General features: G+C 61.7%; 21 protein-coding genes and 1 riboswitch. Of the genes, 5 read left to right on the forward strand and 16 right to left on the reverse strand.

What is annotated here, in order from left to right:
- Positions 1-5 precede the first annotated feature (5 nt).
- The 6 genes from FJD34_RS12230 to cobO are packed head-to-tail and all read right to left on the reverse strand — an operon-like array spanning position 6 to position 5,960.
- Positions 6-1,457, reverse strand: coding sequence for a cobyric acid synthase (locus tag FJD34_RS12230; protein WP_065944061.1), 1,452 nt, complete (start codon positions 1,455-1,457; stop codon positions 6-8).
- Positions 1,454-2,443 (reverse strand): threonine-phosphate decarboxylase CobD, encoded by a 990-nt coding sequence (gene cobD / locus FJD34_RS12235; RefSeq protein WP_090290658.1) that lies wholly within the window; start codon positions 2,441-2,443, stop codon positions 1,454-1,456. The genes FJD34_RS12230 and cobD overlap by 4 nt, the downstream gene beginning before the upstream one ends.
- Positions 2,436-3,344: an adenosylcobinamide-phosphate synthase CbiB gene (gene cbiB, locus FJD34_RS12240; RefSeq protein WP_032857051.1), complete on the reverse strand. Its 909-nt coding sequence runs from the start codon at positions 3,342-3,344 to the stop codon at positions 2,436-2,438. The genes cobD and cbiB overlap by 8 nt, the downstream gene beginning before the upstream one ends.
- A complete protein-coding gene (bluB, locus tag FJD34_RS12245; RefSeq protein ID WP_032857049.1) occupies positions 3,341-3,991 on the reverse strand; it encodes a 5,6-dimethylbenzimidazole synthase in 651 nt (216 codons plus the stop codon). Before bluB ends, cbiB begins: the two co-directional genes overlap by 4 nt.
- The gene (locus tag FJD34_RS12250; protein ID WP_032857047.1) at positions 3,988-5,352 is read right to left on the reverse strand and encodes a cobyrinate a,c-diamide synthase; all 1,365 of its coding nucleotides are present in this window, start codon (positions 5,350-5,352) and stop codon (positions 3,988-3,990) included. The genes bluB and FJD34_RS12250 overlap by 4 nt, the downstream gene beginning before the upstream one ends.
- Positions 5,349-5,960, reverse strand: coding sequence for a cob(I)yrinic acid a,c-diamide adenosyltransferase (gene cobO, locus FJD34_RS12255; RefSeq protein ID WP_090290657.1), 612 nt, complete (start codon positions 5,958-5,960; stop codon positions 5,349-5,351). The genes FJD34_RS12250 and cobO overlap by 4 nt, the downstream gene beginning before the upstream one ends.
- 80 nt (positions 5,961-6,040) lie before the next feature.
- Positions 6,041-6,288: riboswitch (cobalamin riboswitch) on the reverse strand.
- Between the two features lie 99 nt (positions 6,289-6,387).
- Between cobO and FJD34_RS12260 the strand changes: the two genes are divergently transcribed.
- The gene (locus FJD34_RS12260; protein WP_090290656.1) at positions 6,388-7,701 is read left to right on the forward strand and encodes a PQQ-dependent sugar dehydrogenase; all 1,314 of its coding nucleotides are present in this window, start codon (positions 6,388-6,390) and stop codon (positions 7,699-7,701) included.
- Positions 7,702-7,835: 134 nt separating this feature from the next.
- Here the strand turns inward: FJD34_RS12260 and FJD34_RS12265 are convergent, their stop codons facing one another.
- From FJD34_RS12265 to FJD34_RS12285, 5 genes are all read right to left on the reverse strand, one after another.
- The gene (locus tag FJD34_RS12265; protein ID WP_090290655.1) at positions 7,836-8,375 is read right to left on the reverse strand and encodes a C40 family peptidase; all 540 of its coding nucleotides are present in this window, start codon (positions 8,373-8,375) and stop codon (positions 7,836-7,838) included.
- A 145-nt stretch (positions 8,376-8,520) separates the two neighbouring features.
- Positions 8,521-9,150, reverse strand: a complete 630-nt coding sequence (locus FJD34_RS12270; protein WP_032857042.1) for a C40 family peptidase — start codon at positions 9,148-9,150, stop codon at positions 8,521-8,523.
- A 213-nt stretch (positions 9,151-9,363) separates the two neighbouring features.
- Positions 9,364-10,068, reverse strand: coding sequence for a DnaA regulatory inactivator Hda (gene hda, locus FJD34_RS12275; protein WP_090290654.1), 705 nt, complete (start codon positions 10,066-10,068; stop codon positions 9,364-9,366).
- A 215-nt stretch (positions 10,069-10,283) separates the two neighbouring features.
- Positions 10,284-11,357: an AI-2E family transporter gene (locus FJD34_RS12280; protein ID WP_090290653.1), complete on the reverse strand. Its 1,074-nt coding sequence runs from the start codon at positions 11,355-11,357 to the stop codon at positions 10,284-10,286.
- A gap of 43 nt (positions 11,358-11,400) precedes the next feature.
- On the reverse strand, positions 11,401-12,459 hold the full coding sequence (locus tag FJD34_RS12285) for a DUF2066 domain-containing protein (RefSeq protein WP_090290652.1): 1,059 nt from the start codon (positions 12,457-12,459) through the stop codon (positions 11,401-11,403).
- Positions 12,460-12,817: 358 nt separating this feature from the next.
- Here FJD34_RS12285 and purM point away from each other — a divergent pair, with 358 nt between their 5' ends.
- The 4 genes from purM (at position 12,818) to FJD34_RS12305 (ending at position 15,722) form a co-directional block, all read left to right on the forward strand.
- A complete protein-coding gene (gene purM, locus FJD34_RS12290) occupies positions 12,818-13,876 on the forward strand; it encodes a phosphoribosylformylglycinamidine cyclo-ligase (RefSeq protein ID WP_032857036.1) in 1,059 nt (352 codons plus the stop codon).
- Positions 13,876-14,526, forward strand: coding sequence for a phosphoribosylglycinamide formyltransferase (purN, locus tag FJD34_RS12295; RefSeq protein WP_032857034.1), 651 nt, complete (start codon positions 13,876-13,878; stop codon positions 14,524-14,526). Before purM ends, purN begins: the two co-directional genes overlap by 1 nt.
- Before the next feature lie 8 nt (positions 14,527-14,534).
- Entirely contained in the window at positions 14,535-15,248 is a 714-nt protein-coding gene (locus tag FJD34_RS12300) for a DUF3108 domain-containing protein (RefSeq protein ID WP_032857033.1), read from the forward strand.
- 285 nt (positions 15,249-15,533) lie between these two features.
- A complete protein-coding gene (locus FJD34_RS12305) occupies positions 15,534-15,722 on the forward strand; it encodes a hypothetical protein (protein WP_032857031.1) in 189 nt (62 codons plus the stop codon).
- 132 nt (positions 15,723-15,854) lie between these two features.
- Here the strand turns inward: FJD34_RS12305 and FJD34_RS12315 are convergent, their stop codons facing one another.
- From FJD34_RS12315 to cysM, 5 genes are all read right to left on the reverse strand, one after another.
- Positions 15,855-16,400 carry a DUF2058 domain-containing protein gene (locus tag FJD34_RS12315; RefSeq protein ID WP_032857030.1) on the reverse strand — a complete coding sequence of 182 codons (546 nt, stop codon included), beginning with the start codon at positions 16,398-16,400 and terminating at the stop codon, positions 15,855-15,857.
- Between the two features lie 25 nt (positions 16,401-16,425).
- Positions 16,426-17,259 carry a nucleoside triphosphate pyrophosphohydrolase gene (gene mazG / locus FJD34_RS12320; RefSeq protein WP_090290651.1) on the reverse strand — a complete coding sequence of 278 codons (834 nt, stop codon included), beginning with the start codon at positions 17,257-17,259 and terminating at the stop codon, positions 16,426-16,428.
- Between the two features lie 135 nt (positions 17,260-17,394).
- Positions 17,395-19,638, reverse strand: coding sequence for a GTP diphosphokinase (gene relA / locus FJD34_RS12325; RefSeq protein ID WP_032857027.1), 2,244 nt, complete (start codon positions 19,636-19,638; stop codon positions 17,395-17,397).
- 120 nt (positions 19,639-19,758) lie between these two features.
- Positions 19,759-21,111 carry a 23S rRNA (uracil(1939)-C(5))-methyltransferase RlmD gene (gene rlmD, locus FJD34_RS12330; RefSeq protein ID WP_032857026.1) on the reverse strand — a complete coding sequence of 451 codons (1,353 nt, stop codon included), beginning with the start codon at positions 21,109-21,111 and terminating at the stop codon, positions 19,759-19,761.
- The gene (gene cysM / locus FJD34_RS12335) at positions 21,111-22,013 is read right to left on the reverse strand and encodes a cysteine synthase CysM (protein WP_032857024.1); all 903 of its coding nucleotides are present in this window, start codon (positions 22,011-22,013) and stop codon (positions 21,111-21,113) included. Before cysM ends, rlmD begins: the two co-directional genes overlap by 1 nt.
- Positions 22,014-22,103: the final 90 nt, after the last annotated feature.

A 22,103-nucleotide genomic window follows, 5' to 3' on the forward strand; every position in this document is an offset into this window, starting at 1 on the left:
ATCCCTCAAATCCCACATAACTGGCGCAATAACCGGGTATCCAGATGCTGCTCCACCAGGTCCGCCAGACGCTCGATATCGCGCTCGCGCAAGCCGTGGTAATCGACTTCCTGCACATCCTGCAAACCGGCCCAGCGCAACAATGCACTGCACGCCGCTGGGGTTTCGAACAGACCGTGCAGATACGTGCCGAGGATTTGTCCGTCGTCACTCTGCGCGCCGTCACTGCGACCGTCATCCAATAGCACCGCCGGACGCTCCAGGGCCGTGCCACGGGTCACGCCCGCATGGATCTCATAACCACTGACCGGCGCCTCTTCCAGCGCCAGTCGGCCGCGCACATTGCGCAATTGCTTTTCGGCTTCCAGGGTGGTGCTGAAGGCCAGCAGGCCCAGGCCATCACTGGAGCCCTCGGGCCCTTCCAGGCCCAACGGGTCATGAACCTGCTCGCCGAGCATTTGCAGGCCACCGCAAATGCCCAGGACCTTGCCGCCATAGCGCAGGTGCCGGGCAATCGCGCTGTCCCAGCCGTTGGCGCGCAGGTAGGCCAAGTCGCTGCGCACGCTTTTCGAGCCGGGCAGGATAATCAGGTCTGCGGCAGGAATCGCCTGCCCCGGCCCGACAAATTGCAAGTCCACCTGGGGATGCAGGCGCAGCGGGTCGAAGTCGGTGTGATTGCTGATGCGCGGCAACACCGGCACCACCACCTTGAGCACCTGCGCCGCCTTGTCAGTCTGGCGCTGGTCGATGCCGTCCTCGGCCTCCAGGTGCAGGTCCATCACGTAGGGCAACACGCCGATTACCGGTTTGCCGGTGCGCGCCTCAAGCCAGTCGAGACCGGGTTGCAACAGCGCGATATCGCCGCGAAAGCGGTTGATCACAAAGCCCTTGACCCGCGCCTGCTCCGACGGCGACAGCAACTCCAACGTGCCCACCAGATGAGCGAACACCCCGCCGCGATTGATATCGGCAATCAGCAGCACCGGGCAATCCACCGCTTCGGCGAAGCCCATGTTGGCAATGTCATTGGCCCGCAGATTGATCTCGGCCGGCGAGCCCGCGCCTTCGACCATCACCACCGGGTAAGCGGCGCTCAAACGTGCATGGGAAGCGAGCACCGCTTGCATGGCGATGGCTTTGTAGTCGTGATAGGCCACGGCATTCATGCTGGTCACGGCACGGCCATGGATGATGACTTGTGAACCGGTGTCACTGTTGGGCTTGAGCAGCACCGGGTTCATATCAGTGTGCGGCGCCAGGTTGGCGGCCTGGGCCTGCACGGCCTGGGCGCGGCCAATCTCGCCACCTTCTGCCGTGACTGCGCTGTTGAGCGCCATGTTCTGCGGCTTGAAGGGCACCACGGGCACGCCCTGGCGCACCACCCAACGGCACAGCGCGGTCACCAGGGTGCTTTTGCCCGCATCGGAGGTGGTGCCTTGCACCATCAACGTACTCATGAGGCTTGCTTCCAGGCAGCCAGGGCTTGTTCAAGGCGCTGCCAATCGGCGTCAGTCCCGGGCAGGCCAAAACGCAGGCTGCTGTCGTGGACAAACAGGCGCAGCAGGATGCCGCGCTGGGCCATGAACTCATGCAACTGCTCGGCGCGATCGGCGATCAGCCACTGGAACAGCGCGCAGCCGCCCTGGGGGCGCAGGCCATACTGCTCCAGCAGGCTGAACAGCCGCTGGCTGGCTTCTTCGCAGCGCTGGCGCTGGTGGGTGTGGCCGGCGCTGTCGCGCAGGCAAACCTGGCCCAACTCCCGGGTCGGCCCGCTCACCGCCCATGGCCCGACCTGTTCGGCCAACAGCTTGAGCAGCTTGCGCTCGGCCAACACAAAGCCCAGGCGCACCCCCGCCAGGCCGAAAAACTTGCCGAACGAGCGCAACACAATCAACCCCACCTGATGGGCCTGGTTCGCCAGGCTCAACTGCGGGGTGTTGTCCATAAAGGCTTCATCCACCACCAGCCAGCCACCGCGCTGGGCCAGCCGTGCATGCCAGTCCAACAGGCGCTGGGGCGCAATACTCAAGCCCGTAGGGTTGTTGGGGTTGACCACCACCAACACGTCGAGGCTGTCGAGGAAGAAATCCACTTCCTGCTCCAGCACTTCGCGCACGATGTAACCGGCGCGACGCCAGGCTTCGGCATGCTCGGCATAGCACGGCGACAACACGCCGACCTTGCCCGCCCGACGCAAGCGCGGCAGCAACTGGATGGCCGCCTGGGAGCCCGGCACCGGCAACACCTGGGCTGCACCGTAGTAATCGCAGGCCGCCTGTTCCAGGCCGTCATCGGTTTCTGGCAAACGTGCCCAGGCCCGCAGTGAGATAGGCGAGATTGGCCAGGGCCAGGGCGCGAGGCCACTGGACAGGTCCAACCAGTCTTCCTGAGCGATGCCGTACTGCATCGCGGCTTTGCGCAGCCGCCCACCGTGTTCAAGCATAGAATTGCGCCCCTGCACACAGGATCAACACCCACAACCACACACCGCGCTGCACCAATTGCCAACCACGCTCGATGGAGTCGGCATCGGCCGGCGGCCCTTCGCCAAGGGGTGGACGCTGGTGCAACTCACCGTGATAAATCGCCGCCCCGCCCAACTCGACACCCAGCGCGCCAGCGCCCGCAGCCATCACCGGGCCGGCATTCGGGCTATCCCAGGTCGGGCCCTGGCGGCGCCAGCATTTGAGTGCCAGGCGTGTCTTGCCCAGCAGCGCGTAGGTCAGGGCGACCAGGCGCGCAGGAATGTAATTAAGCACGTCGTCAATCTTCGCCGCCGCCCAGCCGAAGCGTTCAAAGCGTTCGTTGCGATAGCCCCACATGGCATCCAGGGTATTGCTCAGACGGTACAGCACCACGCCGGGCACCCCGGCCACGACAAACCAGAACAGCGCGGCGAACACCGCGTCACTGCCGTTTTCCAGCACCGACTCAGTGGCGGCGCGCGCCACTTCAGTACTGTCCAGTTCGCTGGTCTGGCGGCTGACCAGGTAACTGACGCGCGTGCGCGCTTCGTCCAGGTCACCACTGCGCAGGGCCTGGGCCACCGGCAACACGTGTTCACCCAGGCTGCGCATGCCCAGGGCCAGGTACAACGCGAGGATCTCGATTACCCAACCGAAGTAAGGCGCCCAGGACAACGCCGTGGCCAGCAACGTCAGCGGTATCACGGTGATAAACCAGGCGGTCACGCCATGGCTGCGCCAGCCACGCCCAGCGGAGTTGAAACGTTGCTCGATGCGCCCGGCAAAGTTGCCGAACGCCACCAGCGGATGCCAGCGCCTGGGTTCGCCCAGCAGCGCATCCAGCGCCACTGCAGCGACACTCAGCAAGGCCACACTCATTGATTCACTCCCCAATAATTCTCATACAGCATGTCACTCAGCGGACGCGGTTCGGTCCAGCCTTCGAGTTGCAACATCGGTGCCGGGTAGAACTGCGCTACCGGGCCCAGGCACAGCACGGCCAGTGGCTTGGCGCCGGGCGGCAGGCCCAGCAGGTCGGCCAGCTCCTGGGGTTCGAACAGCGACACCCAGCCCATGCCCAGGCCTTCGGCGCGGGAGGCCAGCCACAGATTCTGGATCGCGCAGGACAGCGAGGCCAGGTCCATTTCCGGCAAGGTGCGACGGCCAAAGATATGCCGCTCGCGATCATCCATCAGCGCCGCGACCAGCACCTCGGCGCAGTCGTTGATGCCTTCGACCTTGAGCTGCATGAAGTCGTCCGAGCGCTCGCCCAGGGCCGCCGCGGTGCGTATGCGCTCGGCTTCCACCAACTGCTGGATCTGGCCGCGCAGGGTGCGGTCGCTGATGCGGATAAAGCGCCAGGGCTGCATCAGGCCGACACTGGGGGCCTGGTGCGCAGCCTGCAGCAGGCGCTGGAGCAGTTCGGGGGCCACCGTGCCGCCGCTGAAGTGGCGCATGTCGCGGCGCTCGGCGATGGCGCGGTAGATGGCCTGGCGTTCAGCCTGGGGGAAGGCGTTGTCGGTCATGGCCCTATCGCGGGCAAGCCCGCTCCTACAGTTGCAATGCAATCGCCTGCGATGGAGGCCTCAGGGTCTGGCGCAAAAAGCGCAGCCACCGCAGCCGGGTTCGACGGGAAATAAAAGTGCACATAGGAGGCCGTCATCCGCCCCTGGCGATACACCGCCTCGGCACCGCGCCCGCCATTGGGGCTCAGGCCACGGGCAATCGGCTGCCATTGCGTGCTGGTCAGGGAATGATGATAGGTGTGGCCGCGCAGCACGCCTTCCGGCAATTCGACTGTTTGCAGGGCCAGGGCCGCCAGGCGTTTCTGCATGACTGCATCGCCCTGGAGCAACCCCAGCAGTTCAGCGCGGCACCCCTCGACATCGGTCAATGAGTCGAGCAGATAGAGCATGCCGCCGCATTCGGCCAGCAACGGCTTGCCGGCGGCGTGATGGGCACGGATCGCCTGCAACATCGCGGTGTTTTGCGACAACGCCTGGTGATGCAGCTCCGGGTAGCCACCCGGCAGATAGAGGCTGTCGGCGTCGGGTAACGCCTGGTCGTGGATCGGCGAGAAGAAGCGCAACTCAGCGCCCATCGCCCGCAGCACGTCGAGACTGGCACCATAGGTGAACGCGAAGGCTTCATCACGGGCCACGGCAATCCGCACCCCATCCAGCAAAGGTTCGGCCTCGATCAGCTCGGGGGCGGCGAACGCCACCGGTGGTGGCAGCGCTACCTCGCAACTGCTGGCCAGGGCCTCGGCGGCCGCATCCAGGCGCAGATCCAGATCATTCAACTCGCTGGCCTGCACCAGGCCCAGGTGGCGGCTGGGCAGCTCGATACCGGTCTCTCGGGACAACGCACCGTACCAGCGCAGGCCTTCGGTCAGGCTGCCTTCAAGCAATTGCGCGTGGCGCACGGTACCGACGCGGTTGGCCAATACCCCGGCGAACGGCAAGTCCACCTGATAACGCGCCAGCCCCAACGCCAGGGCGCCAAAGGTCTGGGCCATGGCGGTGCCGTCGATCACCGCCAGCACCGGCACACCAAAATGGCGGGCCAGGTCGGCGCTGGACGGCGTGCCGTCGAACAACCCCATCACGCCCTCGATCAGGATCAGGTCCGCCTCCCCCGCCGCTTCCCACAGCAGGCGGCGACTTTCCTGCTCGCCGACCATCCACATGTCCAATTGATAGACCGGCGCGCCGCTGGCGCGCTCATGAATCATCGGGTCGAGAAAGTCCGGGCCGCATTTGAATACCCGGACCTTACGCCCCAGGTTGCGGTGCAAACGGGCCAGGGCGGCGGTGACGGTGGTCTTGCCCTGGCCCGACGCCGGCGCGGCGATCAGGACGGCAGGGCAATGGCGCGGCTGATTCAAAGTTCGATGCCCTTCTGTGCCTTGATCCCGGCCTGGAACGCGTGCTTGAGCATGCCCATTTCGGTGACGGTGTCGGCCATTTCAATCAGTTCCGACTTGGCGCCACGACCGGTGACCAGCACATGCTGCATCGGTGGGCGGGCTTGCAGGTCGCCCAGGACCTGGTCCAGGTCGAGATAACCATGCTTGAGTGCGATGTTCAGCTCATCCAGCACCACCAGGCCAATGGACGGATCCTGCAACATTTCCCGGGAGACTTTCCAGGCCGCTTCGGCGGCAGTGATATCGCGCTGGCGGTCCTGGGTTTCCCAGGTAAAGCCTTCGCCCATCACATGGAAACGTACCTGCTCGGGGAAACGCCGGAAGAACAGCTCTTCACCGGTGCTGTTACGGCCCTTGATGAACTGCACCACGCCGCATTGCATACCGTGCCCCATGGCACGGGCCAGCATGCCAAACGCCGAACTGCTCTTGCCTTTGCCATTGCCGGTCAATACCAGCAGCAATCCGCATTCATTCGGTGAATTGGCAATGCGCTCATCAATCACCGCTTTTTTGCGCAGCATGCGCGCCAGGTGGCGTTCGTCACGATCAGGGGAATCAGTCATGGCAGCTCTCCGTTGGGGCTGGACAAAAACGGCGGGCAGGAAAAGACAATCTACATGAAGCCAAGCATCGCCCACCGTGATGCTGTTGGATGAATCAGGCCGGTCTCCGGGCTCATGAGTGGTGCCCTGTTGAACAGGGCAGTCCGACGATGCGCCTTCCCATATCGCAGGCGATACAGTGGCAAAAGCAGCGTCTTGACTCATTTACCGTTGCGGGGGCAGCGCCGGGATCGTGGCCGCACTGTAGAAAAGTGCACGCACTCACCGGCTTCCCTGTTTCACTCGGTCGACGCGCACGCCACAGAGCACCTGAAACAAGCGGCGAAGGTTAGTGGGTTGGGGGTACAGCGTCAATTAAAGCCGGCCACACACTTGAACCATCGCCACGCGCTGTACCTCTATGACTACAGGCATTGAGGAGAAAAACATGCACAAGACCCGACTCGCCCTACTGATCATGGCTGCAGGCGTACTCGCCGCCTGCGGGGAAAGCTCAACCTTGCAGGTCTCGGATGGCACCGGGCCTTCACCGAAACTGCCGGAACCGAACAAAACCCTGATCCCCACCGTCAACATCGCCCCGGCGGTTGGCTGGCCCGCAGGCGCCAAGCCAACCGCCGCAGCCGGCACCCAGGTCGCAGCCTTTGCAGAAGACCTGGATCACCCGCGCTGGCTGTATGTATTGCCCAATGGCGATGTACTGGTCGCCGAGACCAATGCACCGCCCAAGCCGGAGGATGGCAAGGGTATTCGCGGCTGGGTCATGGAGAAGGTCATGGGCCGCGCTGGCGCGGGTGTGCCCAGCCCGAACCGCATCACCCTGCTGCGCGATGCCGACCATGATGGCGTGGCAGAAACCCGCACGGTGTTCCTGGAAAACCTCAACTCGCCGTTTGGCATGACTCTGGTCGGCAACGATTTGTATGTCGCCGATTCGGACAAGCTACTGCGTTTTCCCTATCAACCAGGAGAAACCGCAATCAAGGCCCCAGGCACCAAGGTCGTGGACTTGCCGGGCGGCCCGCTCAACCACCACTGGACAAAAAATGTCATCGCCAGCAAAGACGGGAGCAAGTTGTATGTGAGCGTCGGCTCCAACAGCAACGTCGGCGAAAACGGCCTGGAGGCCGAACAGGGACGCGCTGCCATCTGGGAAGTCGACCGGGCCAGCGGCCAGCAGCGGATCTTCGCCTCCGGCCTGCGCAACCCCAATGGCATGGCCTGGGAGCCACAAAGCGGCAAGCTGTGGACGGCGGTCAACGAGCGCGATGAAATCGGCAGCGACCTGGTGCCGGACTACATCACCTCGGTCAAGGATGGCGGCTTCTATGGCTGGCCGTTCAGCTACTACGGCCAGCATGTCGATGTGCGGGTCACACCACAGGACCCGGACCTGGTGGCCAAGGCGATTGCGCCAGACTATGCCGTCGGGCCGCATACCGCATCATTGGGCCTGACCTTCGCACAAGGCAACACGCTACCCGCGCAGTTCAGCAACGGCGCGTTCATCGGCCAGCATGGCTCGTGGAATCGCAAACCGCACAGTGGCTACAAGGTGATCTTTGTGCCATTCGAAGGCGGCAAGCCGAAGGGGCAACCGGTGGATGTGCTGACTGGGTTTCTCAACAGTGATGAGAAAGCCATGGGGCGGCCGGTGGGTGTGGTGATCGACCCGCAAGGTGGGTTGCTAGTGGCGGATGATGTGGGGAATAAGGTGTGGCGGGTGTGGGCCGCTAAATAGCAAGACTCGACAACGCCACAAAACCAATGTGGGAGCGGGCTTGCTCGCGAAAGCGGTGGATCAGTCAGTGCATCTGTTACTGATTCACCGCTTTCGCGAGCAAGCCCGCTCCCACATTTTTGATCGGTGCAGTCTTAAGGGTTACGCGCCAGATGCTCCGCCGGCAATACGCGCTTGGCGCTCAAATAGGCATTCTGCCAATAGGCCTTGGACAAGGTATCAAGCTTCACCGTGCCGCCGGTTTGTGGTGCATGGACGAAACGCCCTTCGCCCACATAGATGCCGGCATGGCTGACTTGCGAGCCGCCGCCCGTGGCAAAGAACAGCAGGTCGCCGGTTTGCAGCGCATCTTCACGCACGTCCTGGGCACGCATCACGATCAGCTCGCGAGTGGTGCGCGGCAGCGAGATGCCCGCCGCATCGCGGTAGACAAAACCAATCAGGCCACTGCAATCAAACCCTGAGTCCGGTGTATTGCCGCCCCAGCGATAAGGCGTGCCGACCAGGCCCAGGGCGCGAAACAGCACGTCTTCGGCAACCGGCGAAAAGTTCTGGGTGGTGTAGTTGAACACCGGCTTGGACTTGACGGCCACAGGCGCGGGTGGAGGACGATTTGCGCAGGCACTGAGCAGTGCGGCGCAAACGAGAAGAATTAGGCGGGCCGAGGTCGACATGGGCAGAACAATCCTGATCTGGATGCGGCTTTCGCTGCCGAACGCTGAAAACTAGACCGCGCAAGCAAAGCTTGCGCGGTCAGGTTCGCAACAATATCTCAGGATTCTAGCGCTTACGCGTCAAACTTCAAGTATCACTTTAACTTTACTTGCGAGCGGTAACGCTAGTAGGGGCCATGGCCAGGGCGCGCTTGGCTTCGATGAAGGTTTTGCTCCAGTAGCTGTCGCCCAATTTATCGACCCGTACCCCACCACTGCGGCGGCTGCTGGAGTGGATGAACTGGTCATCACCCAGGTAGATACCGGCGTGGCTGACACGACCACGGCCATTGGTACTGAAGAAAAGCAGATCGCCAGGCTTGAGGTTGTTCCGTGCGACCAACGGTGCATCCACGTTGATCATTTCGCGAGTGGAACGCGGCAGGTTCATGCCAGCTTCTTCACGAAACAGGTAACCGATAAAGCCACTGCAGTCGAAACCGGCTTCAGAGGTACCGCCGAAACGGTAACGGGTACCGATCAGGGACATGCCGCGTTCGAGGATGCTATCAGCCAGCAAAGGCAGCTGATAAGGCTTGCTATCGGAGAGTTCGGCCAGTTCTTTTTCGGTTGCCACCTCTTCCTCATAAACAGAAGAAGACTGTGTTGCAACGAATTTGGCTTGGTGCTGTTGTTGTGGTTTTTGCTGCTCAGCCACTTGTTGAGGGTGGGTGGCGCAACCAAACAACAGGGTAACGAGTGCGAGAGGCACGAGGGGTGCGAAGCGATTTAGCATGGGCACGACCGTGGCTGATGTGTAAAGAAGCCGAGACTATGCCTTCTATGACATCGATTTGCAAATTCAATCGTGATCTATGTGACTTCTTGTTTGACCTATGTCATCTAAGCCCTTACACCCCATTTAAACCCTTTTGCGTGGCCAAACCGGCCAAAACGCAGGTTTTCTGGCGCCTGTAATTTGCCAGAGGCCCCGGCTTCAAAGGGCTGGCTACCAGCCGAGGGTTTCTTTGAGGAAGGGAATGGTCAGCTTGCGCTGAGCCTGCAAGGAGGCTTGGTCGAGTTGTTCGAGCAAGTCGAACAGCGCACTCATGCTGCGGGTACCGCGGGTGAGGATGAAATGCCCGACTTCATCGGTCAGGTGCAAGCCACGGCGCGATGCACGCAATTGCAAGGCGCGCAATTTGTCTTCGTCGGACAGTGGGCGCATCTGGAAAATCAGCGCCAGGGTCAGCCGCGACTTGAGGTCGGCCAGCTTGACCGGCAACTCCCGAGGCGAGGTTGATGCAGCAATCAGCAGGCGTCGGCCGCTGTCGCGCAGGCGGTTGAACAGATGGAACAGCGCCTCTTCCCAGTCCGCCCGACCGGCAACCGCTTGCAGGTCATCCAGGCACACCAGTTCGTATTGCTCAAGGTTGTCGAGGATACCGATGCCACGGTCCAGCAGTTCGGCCAATGGCAGGTAGACCGCCGGCTCGCCTATCTGCTCAAAGCGCAGGCAGGCAGCCTGCAACAGGTGGGTACGCCCCACGCCGTCCTTGCCCCAGAGGTAGATCAGGCTTTCCGTCCACCCGGCGTCGGCTTCGCAGAGCCGCTCGACATAGCCGAGTGCAGCGGCATTGGCGCCTGGGTAGTAATTGATGAAGGTAGCGTCGTCACGCAGACGCACACCTAGGGGCAGCTGAATCGGTTTCATGCTGACTGAACGGCTCCAATCGAACCGTTAGTGGCCTCTGTGAAAAGTTTGCAAAGTTTATACCCGTGACGCCGGGCGCACAATGCAACAGACCATAAGCAAAATCAAAGGTTTGCGTTAACTCATTGGATTTTTTGGAGATTGTTTGACGCGATCGCCAAATGCCAAGCCCCACAGACAACAAACCCGGCGTTTAGCCGGGTTTGTGTCGAGCCTTACAGCTGGGGGTCATCGGCGCCGGTATAGACGTCCGAATCCTTGTACACATCATGTACATGGCGCACCAACACCATGATCACTGCCGCCACCGGCAATGCCAGCAGGATGCCGGTAAAGCCGAACAGCTCGCCGCCAGCCAGGATCGCAAAGATCACAGCCACCGGATGTAGGCCAATACGATCACCCACCAACAAAGGCGTCAGCACCATGCCTTCCAGGGCCTGACCGACCATGAATACCGCAACAATCCCCAGCATCGGGTACAAGTCGCCGCCAAACTGGAACAGGCCGGCCACCAGCGCTGCGCCAATACCGATGACGAAGCCCATGTACGGCACAATCGCCGCCAGGCCGGCAATCATGCCGATCAACAGGCCCAGCTCCAGGCCAATCGCCATCAGCCCGCCAGAATAGATAATGCCCAGCGCCACCATCACCAGCAATTGCCCACGGACAAAGGCGCCCAGCACCTCATGGCACTCTTCGGCCAAAGACACGATGCGTTCCTCGCTATCACGGGGCAGCAGGCTGCGGATCTTGGCGATCATGATGTCCCAGTCGCGCAGTAGGTAGAACGCCACCACCGGGATCAGCACGAGGTTGGTCAACCAGCCAATCAACGCCAGGCTCGACGCCGTGGCCTGACTGAGGATCACCCCGACAATATCGGTGGTCTGGCCCATATGCTCGCTGATCGCAGCCTTGACCTTGTCGAACTTCCAGAAGCCATCGGCCAGGCCCAGCTTGGACTGCGCCCACGGCATCGCCGTGTGTTGCAGCCAGTCGAGCATCTGCGGCGCCAGTTCGTACAGACGGATCAGTTGCTTGGCCAGCATCGGCACCAGCACCAACAGCAGCGCCATGACGATCAGGGTAAACAGCGCAAACACCGCCACCACGCCCCAGGTACGCGACAGGCCGGCCTTCTCCAGGCGATCCACTACCGGGTCGAACAGATAGGCCAGCAGCAAGGCGACCAGGAACGGCGTCAGGATCGAATGCAGCAGGAACACAAAAACGCACAGCAGGACAATCCCGCCAAGCCACACCCAACGACGCGTATCCACCATAAACCACTCCATCTTTCAGTTGCTTCTATATAAGGAAGATCATTTACCAACGAAAACGTAGTTGCGGCTCGGGCTCGGCCTGCGGCACGGGCGCAGGTTGTGCGCCTTCGGCCACGGGTTGCTGCACAGGGGGTGGCGCAAGCGCTTCACCCGCTGGCACTTCCTGCAAATTCGCCAGGCTCAGTTGGCTGCGCAATTGCTCGCTGCTGCCATTGACCCGATAGACAATTCGGTCGCCATCCACCCGCTGCAACTGCGCACCAAACGGCTCCAGCAGATGGCCGAGGGCGGCGTAGCGCTCCAGGGTCATGCCTTGCACTTGCAGCAACTGCTCGCTGGAAACCCCGGCTTTTACGGCGAAACGCGGCGCAAGACGCTCACTGACCGCCAGCAGAACGGCATCGGCCAAGGCCGCAGTGTCCGCGCCTTGTACGGTGCCGTTCTCGGCCTTGTCGCCCAGCCACAGGCGCCATTTGGCTTGCCATTGGCCCGCCTCTTCACGGGCATGCACCGCCAGCAGCGCGTCGGCGCCGTAACGCTCGGAGGCCGAGCGCAGGGGCGCCGGATCTGCGCTTTCAAGATTAGGCGCGGTGGCAACGATCTGCTCATCGAGGTCGCCCAGCGGCAGGCGCAACGGCAAGCCACGGTGTTGCGCCGCACGACGCAGTGGCTCGGCAGCCGACTGACCATCACCAACCAGGCTGCTGCCTTCAGTGGAATCGTTCAGCCACCAGCCGAGGATTGACGGGCGATTGTTGCCCCACAACGCCAGGCCGGCATCGCGCAACGCACGGTCGGTGCTGACCGGGTCAAAATCCACTTGCAGGCTTTCCGGTGGGCCGGCGTCGTAGCCGTACTGGCTGATGATCTGTTGCGGATCCTTGCGGATCGCCGCCAGGCCCGGGCCCTGGGCGGCCTTGGCGTCGCCGGTCAGGCGCATCACCAGGGTCTGCAAGGCGCGCTGGGTGGCTTGCTCGCGCTCCTGTGGCGCCTGGCTGCTGACCGGCTCCAGCACTTGATAGAGGCCATTGAGGGTTTCGGCATGACTCGCCAGGCTGACCAACGACAAACAGCCGACAAAAATGTATCTACTCAGACCCATGAACAAAGATTCCCGAACGACAAAAAAGCGGCTGGAACAGACCGCGTGAAGAAGGTTAAGCAAGGCTGTGACCACAGCGACCGGCAAAACATTCACAAGGCCCCGGTAAGTTTTCGTACTGTCATAACGATAGCGGGTTAAAGGCTATACCTTAATACAGGCGATCGCGGTGCCGATTAAGGTTTTTTTAGCGCCATATGCCTCTGCCCGTCGGCCCGAGGATGGCCGCTGCCCCTCAAGCCTGATAAAATCGCGCGCCTTCGCAGACCGTCAACGGTTGGGCGTCCTGAAGTGTTCAACTTCCGTACCCCCACCGCATCGGTCGTTACCCCTGAATCCCCCCCTAAAGGCCTGGATCATGAGCAAGCAACCCTCCCTGAGCTACAAGGACGCCGGTGTAGACATCGACGCCGGTGAAGCATTGGTCGAACGCATCAAGAGCGTCGCCAAGCGCACTGCGCGCCCCGAAGTCATGGGCGGCCTGGGCGGTTTCGGCGCCCTCTGCGAGATCCCGGCCGGCTACAAGCAGCCTGTCCTGGTCTCCGGCACCGACGGCGTGGGCACCAAGCTGCGCCTGGCGCTGAACCTGAACAAGCATGACACCATCGGCATCGACCTGGTCGCCATGTGCGTCAACGACCTGGTGGTGTGCGGCGCCGAGCCGTTGTTTTTCCTCGACTACTACGCCACCGGCAAACTGAACGTGGAGACCGCGGCACAAGTGGTCACCGGCATCGGCGCTGGCTGCGAACTGTCGGGTTGCTCCCTGGTCGGCGGCGAAACCGCTGAAATGCCAGGCATGTACGAAGGCGAAGACTACGACCTGGCCGGCTTCTGCGTCGGCGTTGTAGAAAAAGCCGAGATCATCGACGGTTCCAAGGTTGCCGCTGGCGACGCCCTGCTGGCCCTGCCATCGTCCGGCCCGCATTCCAACGGCTACTCGCTGATCCGCAAGATCATCGAAGTGTCCGGCGCCGACATCGAGAACACCCAACTCGACGGCAAGCCTTTGACCGACCTGCTGATGGCCCCGACCCGCATCTACGTCAAGCCATTGCTCAAGCTGATCAAGGACACTGGCGCAGTCAAGGCCATGGCCCACATCACCGGTGGCGGCCTGCTGGACAACATCCCGCGCGTACTGCCAAAAGGCGCACAGGCCATTGTCGACGTGGCCAGCTGGCAGCGCCCGGCAGTCTTCGACTGGCTGCAAGAGAAAGGCAACGTCAACGAGACCGAGATGCACCGCGTGCTGAACTGCGGCGTGGGCATGGTCATCTGCGTGGCTCAAGAGCACGTGGAAACCGCGCTGAACGTACTGCGTGAAGCCGGCGAGCAGCCATGGGTGATCGGCCAGATCGCCACCGCTGCCGAAGGTGCTGCCCAGGTTGAACTGAAGAACCTCAAGGCTCACTGATGCCAGCAACCTGTGATGTCGTGGTGCTGCTCTCCGGCACCGGCAGTAACTTGCAGGCCCTGATCGACAGCACGCGCGCCGGCGACAGCCCGGTGCGCATCGCTGCGGTGATCTCCAACCGCAGCGACGCCTACGGCCTGCAACGCGCCCAGGACGCGGGTATCGATACCCGCTCCCTGGATCACAAGGCGTTCGAAGGTCGCGAGGCCTTCGATGCAGCCTTGATCGAACTGATCGACGCCTTCAAGCCCAAGCTCGTGGTCCTCGCCGGCTTCATGCGCATTCTCAGCGCTGATTTCGTGCGTCATTACCAGGGGCGCCTGCTGAATATCCACCCTTCCCTGCTGCCCAAATACAAAGGGTTACACACCCACCAACGGGCCCTTGAGGCCGGCGATACGGAGCACGGCTGCAGCGTGCACTTTGTCACCGAGGAACTCGATGGCGGGCCACTGGTCGTACAGGCAGTAGTTCCGGTAGAGTCTGCGGACTCGGCGCAGAGCCTTGCGCAACGGGTTCACACCCAGGAACACAGGATTTACCCGCTGGCGGTTCGCTGGTTTGCCGAAGGACGCTTGGTGCTCGGTGAACAAGGTGCATTGTTGGACGGCCAGTTACTTGCGGCCAGCGGCCACTTGATTCGTACCTAGGAGATTTTATGCGTCGCGCCCTGCTCTTCGCTTTTGCTCTGCTTGCCCTGCCTACCGTGCACGCGGCAGATCTTCAGCCTTTCTCCGCCAGCTACACCGCCGACTGGAAGCAGTTGCCCATGAGCGGCCAGGCCTCCCGCAGCCTGGAAAGCACCGGCAACGGCGTCTGGAAGCTCAGTTTCAAGGCTTCGATGATGATCGCCAGCCTGACGGAAGAAAGCACCCTGACCCTGGACAAGGACACCCTGCTGCCCCAGTCCTACCACTTTGAACGCGGTGGCCTGGGCAAGGCCAAGAAGGCCGACCTGGACTTCGACTGGACCGCCAAGATGGTCACCGGCACTGATCGCGGCGACGCGGTCAAGATCCCGCTGAACCGTGGCATGGTCGATAAATCCACTTACCAGTTGGCCCTGCAACATGACGTGGCCGCCGGCAAGAAAACCATGAGCTACCAGGTGGTGGACGACGGCGAAGTCGAGACCTATGACTTCCGCGTACTGGGTACCGAGAAAGTCGATACCAAGGCCGGCAAGATCGACGCCATCAAGGTTGAGCGCGTGCGCGACCCGACGCAAAGCAAGCGCACCACCGTGATGTGGTTTGCCAAGGATTGGGACTACTTGCTGGTTCGCCTGCAACAAGTCGAAACCGACGGCAAGGAATACAACATCATGCTGTTGGACGGCACGGTCAATGGCAAGGTTGTGAAAGGCAGCTGATCGTTGGCTGATTGAAAGAGCCTCGCTGAACGCGGGGCTTTTTTTCGCCTGGCGTTTGTAGTGAGGCGACTAGTACAAGGCCAAAGCCTTACTCAAACATGAAACTTTTGTCATAAAACCCAGCCCCCTGCGACGTGATGTCGCGGTTTACGTGGCCTGGAGCATTGTTGCTTTTACTGCAATGAATTGTTGCACGCAAAGTCAGTTTACTTAGCAAGCTAACAAAATATATAACAAAAGCCTGCGACGCCTTGCCGCAGATCAACCAGAGACTGGAGCAAGCAGATGACTGTAAAAGTAACTGAACGCGACGATGCCCATATGTCCCATGAAGCCCTGGCCCACGGGATTCACATCTGGGATGTGCACCAACAAGACCTGCTGGTCGGCATGTTTCACAACGAGTGCGATGCTCATAATTATAAAAACGAGCTCGAAACCCTTGAGATGAGACGCCAGGCATCCAGCTCCTGAACAGCTGAAATCCTGTAGGAGCGAGCTTGCTCGCGAAAAACGCTAACGAAAACGCAGGCTACCTGGATAAACGCGTTGTCCTTGAGTTTCTCGCGAGCAAGCTCGCTCCTACAGTGAAGCCTTGTTACAGCCTTACCACATCAGATCGTCAGGGATCTGGTAGGCGGCGTATGGATCGTCCTCATCCGGCACTTGGGCTTCAGTGAGGATGTTGAGCTGGACGATACGCTCAGGCGCGCGTTCCTGGATTTTCAGCGCAGCTTCGCGCGGGATCACTTCGTAACTACCGCCGTGATGGACAATCGCCAACGAGCCGTTACTCAGCTTGTTGCGCATCAAGGTATTGACCGACAGGCGTTTGACCTTCTTGTCATCGACGAAGTTGTAGTAGTCCTCGGTGGTCAACTTGGGCAGGCGCGAGGTCTCGATCAATTGCTTGACCTGCGCGGCACGGGCCTTGGCCTCGGCCTTTTCCTGCTGTTGACGGTTGAGTTCCTGGTCACGCTTGACCTTCTCGGCCTGCGCTTCCTGGGCCAGGCGTGCCTGGGTGTCGTCAGCCTCGGCCTGCCCCTTGTGGACCAGGCGCTGTTGTTTCTGCTTCTCTTTGCCGACCTGCTTGGCCTGCTTCTGGTTGACCAGACCTGCTTTAAGCAACTGGTCGCGAAGGGAAATGCTCATGGTGCTTACTCACTTAGGCAGCTATTCAACCGCAGCTGGACACATTCTTTTCCTGACGTTTGGCTTCGCCCCACAGGGCGTCCAACTCTTCGAGGGTGCAATCTTCCATGGGACGGTGGGTGTCGCGCAATGCCTGTTCGATAAATCGGAATCGCCTTTCGAATTTGGCATTGGCACCGCGCAGGGCAGTTTCCGGGTCGACCTTGAGGTGCCGGGCCAGGTTGACCGCGGCAAACAGCAGGTCACCGACTTCATCGGCAATGGCTGCCGGGTCGTTATCGGCCATGGCTTCGAGTACTTCATCGAGCTCTTCACGCACGTTATCCACCACGGGCAATGCCGCTGGCCAGTCGAAACCGACCTGGCTGGCGCGCTTTTGCAATTTGGCGGCACGGGACAGGGACGGCAAGGCACTGGGCACGTCATCGAGTAGGGACAGTTGCTCGGGGGCGTCAGACTTTTCTGCGCGCTCCTCTGCCTTGATGGCTTCCCAGCGCTCCTTGACCTGCTCTTCGCTCAGCTTCGGGATATCCAGCGGCGCATACAGGTCGCCGCTAGGAAACACATGGGGATGCCGGCGAATCAGCTTGCGAGTGATGCTGTCGACAACCCCGGCGAATTCGAAGCGCCCCTCTTCCCGGGCCAGTTGGCTGTAATACACCACTTGGAACAACAGGTCGCCCAACTCGCCTTGCAGATGATCAAAATCCCCGCGCTCGATGGCATCGGCGACTTCGTAGGCTTCTTCCAGGGTGTGGGGCACGATGGTGGCGTAGGTTTGCTTGATGTCCCACGGGCAACCGTATTGCGGGTCGCGCAGGCGGTTCATCAGGTGTAGCAGGTCTTCAAGTGAATACATAGATCGCTCTATCCGCTCCCTGTAGGAGCGAGCTTGCTCGCGAGAAACTCAAGGACAACGCGTTTATCCAGATAGCCTGCGTTTTCGTTAACGTTTTTCGCGAGCAAGCTCGCTCCTACAGTCAAGCGCTCCGTCTCATGGCGTGCGGTTGCGCCGCGTCTCGATGATGTTCGGCAACTGGGAGATGCGCCCCAGCAGCCGCCCCAACGCGTCCAGCCCCGGAATCTCGATGGTCAGGGACATCAACGCCGTGTTGTCCTCCTTGTTCGAGCGGGTATTGACCGCCAGCACGTTGATCCGCTCGTTGAGCAGCACTTGCGAGACGTCGCGCAGCAACCCCGAACGGTCGTAGGCGCGGATGATGATGTCCACCGGATAGGTGAGCACCGGCACCGGCCCCCAACTGACCTGGATGATCCGCTCTGGCTCACGCCCGCCCAACTGCAGCACCGAGGCGCAGTCCTGGCGGTGAATGCTCACCCCACGGCCCTGGGTGATGTAGCCGACGATGGCATCGCCCGGCAACGGCTGGCAGCAGCCGGCCATCTGGGTCATCAGGTTGCCCACGCCCTGGATCTGGATATCGCCGCGCTTGCCCGGCTTGTAGCCGGTGGCCTTGCGTGGGATCAGTTCCAGTTGCTCGCTGCCACGCTCCGGCTCCACCAGTTGCTGGGCCAGGTTGACCAATTGCGCCAGGCGCAAGTCGCCGGCACCGAGAGCGGCGAACATGTCTTCGGCAATCTTCATGTTGGCTTTTTCGGCCAACTTGTCGAAATCCACCTGGGGCAGGCCCAGGCGACCCAGTTCACGTTCGAGCAGGGTCTTGCCGGCGGCGACGTTCTGGTCCCGCGCCTGCAGCTTGAACCAGTGGACAATCTTTGCCCGCGCCCGCGACGTGGTGATGTAGCCCAGGTTCGGGTTCAGCCAGTCACGGCTCGGCGTGCCGTGCTTGCTGGTGATGATCTCGACCTGTTCACCGGTCTGCAGGCTGTAGTTGAGCGGCACGATGCGCCCGTTGATCTTGGCGCCACGGCAGTTGTGGCCGATCTCGGTGTGTACGCGGTAGGCAAAGTCCAGCGGCGTCGCGCCCTTGGGCAAGTCGATGGCGTGGCCGTCGGGGGTGAAGATGTAGACCCGGTCGGGCTCGATATCCACCCGCAACTGTTCGGCCAGGCCGCCGATATCGCCCAATTCCTCGTGCCATTCCAGCACTTGGCGCAACCAGGAGATTTTCTCTTCGTACTGGTTGGAACCCGACTTGACGTCGGTGCCCTTGTAGCGCCAGTGCGCGCACACGCCCAGTTCCGCTTCTTCGTGCATGGCGTGGGTGCGGATCTGCACTTCCAGCACCTTGCCCTCGGGGCCGATCACCGCAGTGTGCAGCGAGCGGTAGCCGTTCTCCTTGGGGTTGGCGATGTAGTCGTCGAACTCTTTGGGGATATGCCGCCACAGCGTATGGACGATACCCAGCGCGGTGTAGCAGTCGCGCATTTCCGGCACCAGCACGCGTACGGCGCGTACGTCGTAGATCTGGCTGAAGGCCAGGCCCTTGCGCTGCATTTTGCGCCAGATCGAATAGATGTGCTTGGCCCGGCCGCTGATATCGGCCTCGACACCGGTGGCCTGCAACTCCGAGCGCAACTGGCCCATCACATCGCTGATGAAACGCTCACGGTCCAGCCGCCGCTCATGCAGCAGGGTCGCGATCTGTTTGTATTGATCAGGCTCCAGGTAGCGGAAGGACAAGTCCTCCAGCTCCCACTTGATATGACCGATCCCCAGGCGATGAGCCAGGGGCGCGTAGATGTCGAAGACCTCACGGGCGACGCGGTTGCGCTTTTCGTCATCGGCGGTTTTCACCGCACGGATCGCGCAGGTGCGTTCCGCCAGTTTGATCAGCGCGACGCGTACGTCGTCGACCATCGCCACCAGCATCTTGCGCAGGTTTTCCACCTGGCCCTGGGTGCCCAGCACCATCGACTGGCGCGGGCTGAGGCTGGCGCTGATCGCCGCCATGCGCAGCACGCCATCGATCAGTTTGGCCACCACCGCGCCGAAACGCTGGCTGACCAGCGGCAACGCAATGTGCCCTTCGCGCACACCGCGATAGAGCACCGCGGCGATCAGCGAATCCTGGTCCAGCTTGAGGTCGGCGAGGATCTCGGCGATTTCAAGCCCGGTACGAAAACTCGATGTTCCTTCGGCCCAAAGATTCTTGGCCGCATTGTCTTGCTGTTCTGCCTCGCGAGCGAACTCGCAGGCGGCTTTCAAGGCTTCACGGTCCAGTGCCGGATCGACACTGACGGCATGATCCAGCCATGCCTCGAGATTGATACTGCCGTCGGTGTTGATCGGCTGGTGTGCTCTCACCTGTACCATCTTGCTTACCTTCCCTACGACGCGCCTTGAGCGCGTCAAAATCGCTGACCCTTGTAACGCGAACTCCCTGGCAGGTCACAGGCCCTGGAGAACGCAGGCCAGTCGGACTAAGCGAGCATCCTAGCTCGCTTCAAATAACGCCATCGCCTCGACATGCGCCGTTTGCGGAAACATATCGAGGATCCCGGCACGTTTTAGCCGGTAGCCTTGCTTGACCAACTCGACAGTGTCCCGCGCCAGCGTGGCTGGGTTGCAGGACACATACACCAGGCGATCAGCCCCCAGAGTGGCGAGCTTGCGCACAACCTCCAGGGCACCATCGCGGGGTGGGTCCAAGAGTACCGCAGAAAAGCCTGCTTTGGCCCATTCGGCATCAGCCAACGGCTGGGACAAATCGGCCTGAAAAAACTGCACATTATGCAAATTATTACTGACGGCATTCGCGGCCGCGCGGTCCACCATGGTCTGCACGCCTTCTACCGCCACCACTTCACGCACTTTGCCAGCAAGGGGCAAGGCAAAGTTGCCCAGGCCACAGAACAGGTCCAGAACCCGTTCGTCAGGTTGCGGTGCCAGCCAGTCCAGCGCCTGGGCCACCATCGCCTCGTTGACCCCGGCATTGACCTGCACAAAATCCCCCGGCCGGTAAGCCAGCTCCAGGCCCCACTGCTCCAGATGATAGCCCAGCGCCTGCCCAGTCTCGAACGGCTGCGGCTCGCCTTCACCGTGCAGCCACAACTGCGCGTGATGGAATGCACAAAACTCTTGCAGCACCACCAGGTCAGCGTCCGACAGTGGCGCCATGTGCCGCAGCAACACGGCGATGGACGAGCCACTGAACAGCTCCACATGCCCCAGGGCCTGAGGTTTGCTCAGGCGCCGCAACATGTTGGGCAGACGCTGCATGATCGGTTGCAAGGCCTGTACCAGCACCGGGCAATCATCAATGGCAACGATGTCCTGGCTGGCCACGGCGCGAAAGCCAACATCCAGGCGCTTGGCCTTGACGTCATAGCGCACGGCCACGCGGGCCCGGCGGCGATAGCCGAACTCGGGCCCGCTCAACGGCGCCGCCCACTCCTGGGGCTCGACCCCGGCAACACGGGACAGTTGCTCGGCGAGCATGCGCTGTTTCAGGGCAAGCTGTTCGTCATGGGGCAAATGTTGCAGGCTGCAACCGCCACAACGACCGGCCTGGGCACACGGTGCCGGACGGCGCAGTTCGCTGGCCTTGAACACCCGCTCGGTACGGGCCTCGACCACTTTGCCATGAGCCCCCAGCACCCGCGCCTCGACCTCTTCGCCGGCCAGTGCGCCCACGACAAACCAGGTGCGGCCCTCGAAAAACACGATCCCCCGGCCATCGTTGGCCAGGCGCTCGATGGTCAGGCGCTGTTTTTTGCCAACCGGGATTTGTGGCGCTCGATTACCGCCCGTTGGCTGGAAACGCAGGCCTCGCTCTTGCTTGGCCATCAGTTGGGCGCGTCGAAAATGCCGGTCGACAGGTAGCGGTCGCCTCGGTCACAGATGATCGCGACGATCACCGCGTTTTCCAGTTCTGCGGACAAGCGCAACATGCCGGCCACTGCCCCCCCGGAGGACACGCCGCAGAAGATGCCTTCTTCACGGGCCAGGCGACGGGTGGTGTCTTCGGCTTCACGCTGGGCCATGTCGATGATGCGGTCGACGCGGGCGGCGTTGTAGATCTTTGGCAGATACTCTTCGGGCCAGCGGCGGATCCCCGGGATCGCCGCGCCTTCCATCGGTTGCAGGCCAACGATCTGGATCGCCGGATTCTGCTCCTTGAGGTAGCGCGAGTTGCCCATGATGGTGCCGGTGGTGCCCATGGAGCTGACGAAATGGGTGATGGTGCCCTGGGTCTGGCGCCAGATTTCCGGGCCGGTGCTGGTGTAGTGCGCCTCGGGGTTGTCACCGTTGGCGAACTGGTCCAGGACCTGGCCACGGCCTTCGGCGGCCATGCGCTCGGCGAGATCACGCGCGCCTTCCATGCCTTCTTCCGGAGTGACCAGCAGCAGTTCGGCACCATAGGCGGTCATCGCCGCCTTGCGCTCGGCGCTGCCGTTGTCGGGCATGATCAGGATCATCTTGTAGCCCTTGATCGCCGCGGCCATGGCCAGGGCAATCCCGGTATTGCCGGAGGTGGCTTCGATCAGGGTGTCGCCGGGCTTGATCTGCCCACGCAACTCGGCGCGGGTGATCATCGACAACGCCGGGCGGTCCTTGACCGAACCTGCCGGGTTATTACCCTCAAGCTTGAGCAACAAGGTATTGCTGGTGTTACCCGCCATGCGCTGCAAGCGGACCAGGGGGGTGTTGCCGACGCAATCGGCGATGGTTGGGTACTGCAAGGTCATGGCGTATTCGCAATCCAGACTGCGGGGGCGCCTATCATACCGGCAAACGCTGGCAGGCCATATCACGCAATTCGCGGTGCTTATAGCTGC

Origin of the sequence: Pseudomonas brenneri (assembly GCF_007858285.1) — a bacterium.
GTDB lineage: Bacteria > Pseudomonadota > Gammaproteobacteria > Pseudomonadales > Pseudomonadaceae > Aquipseudomonas > Aquipseudomonas brenneri.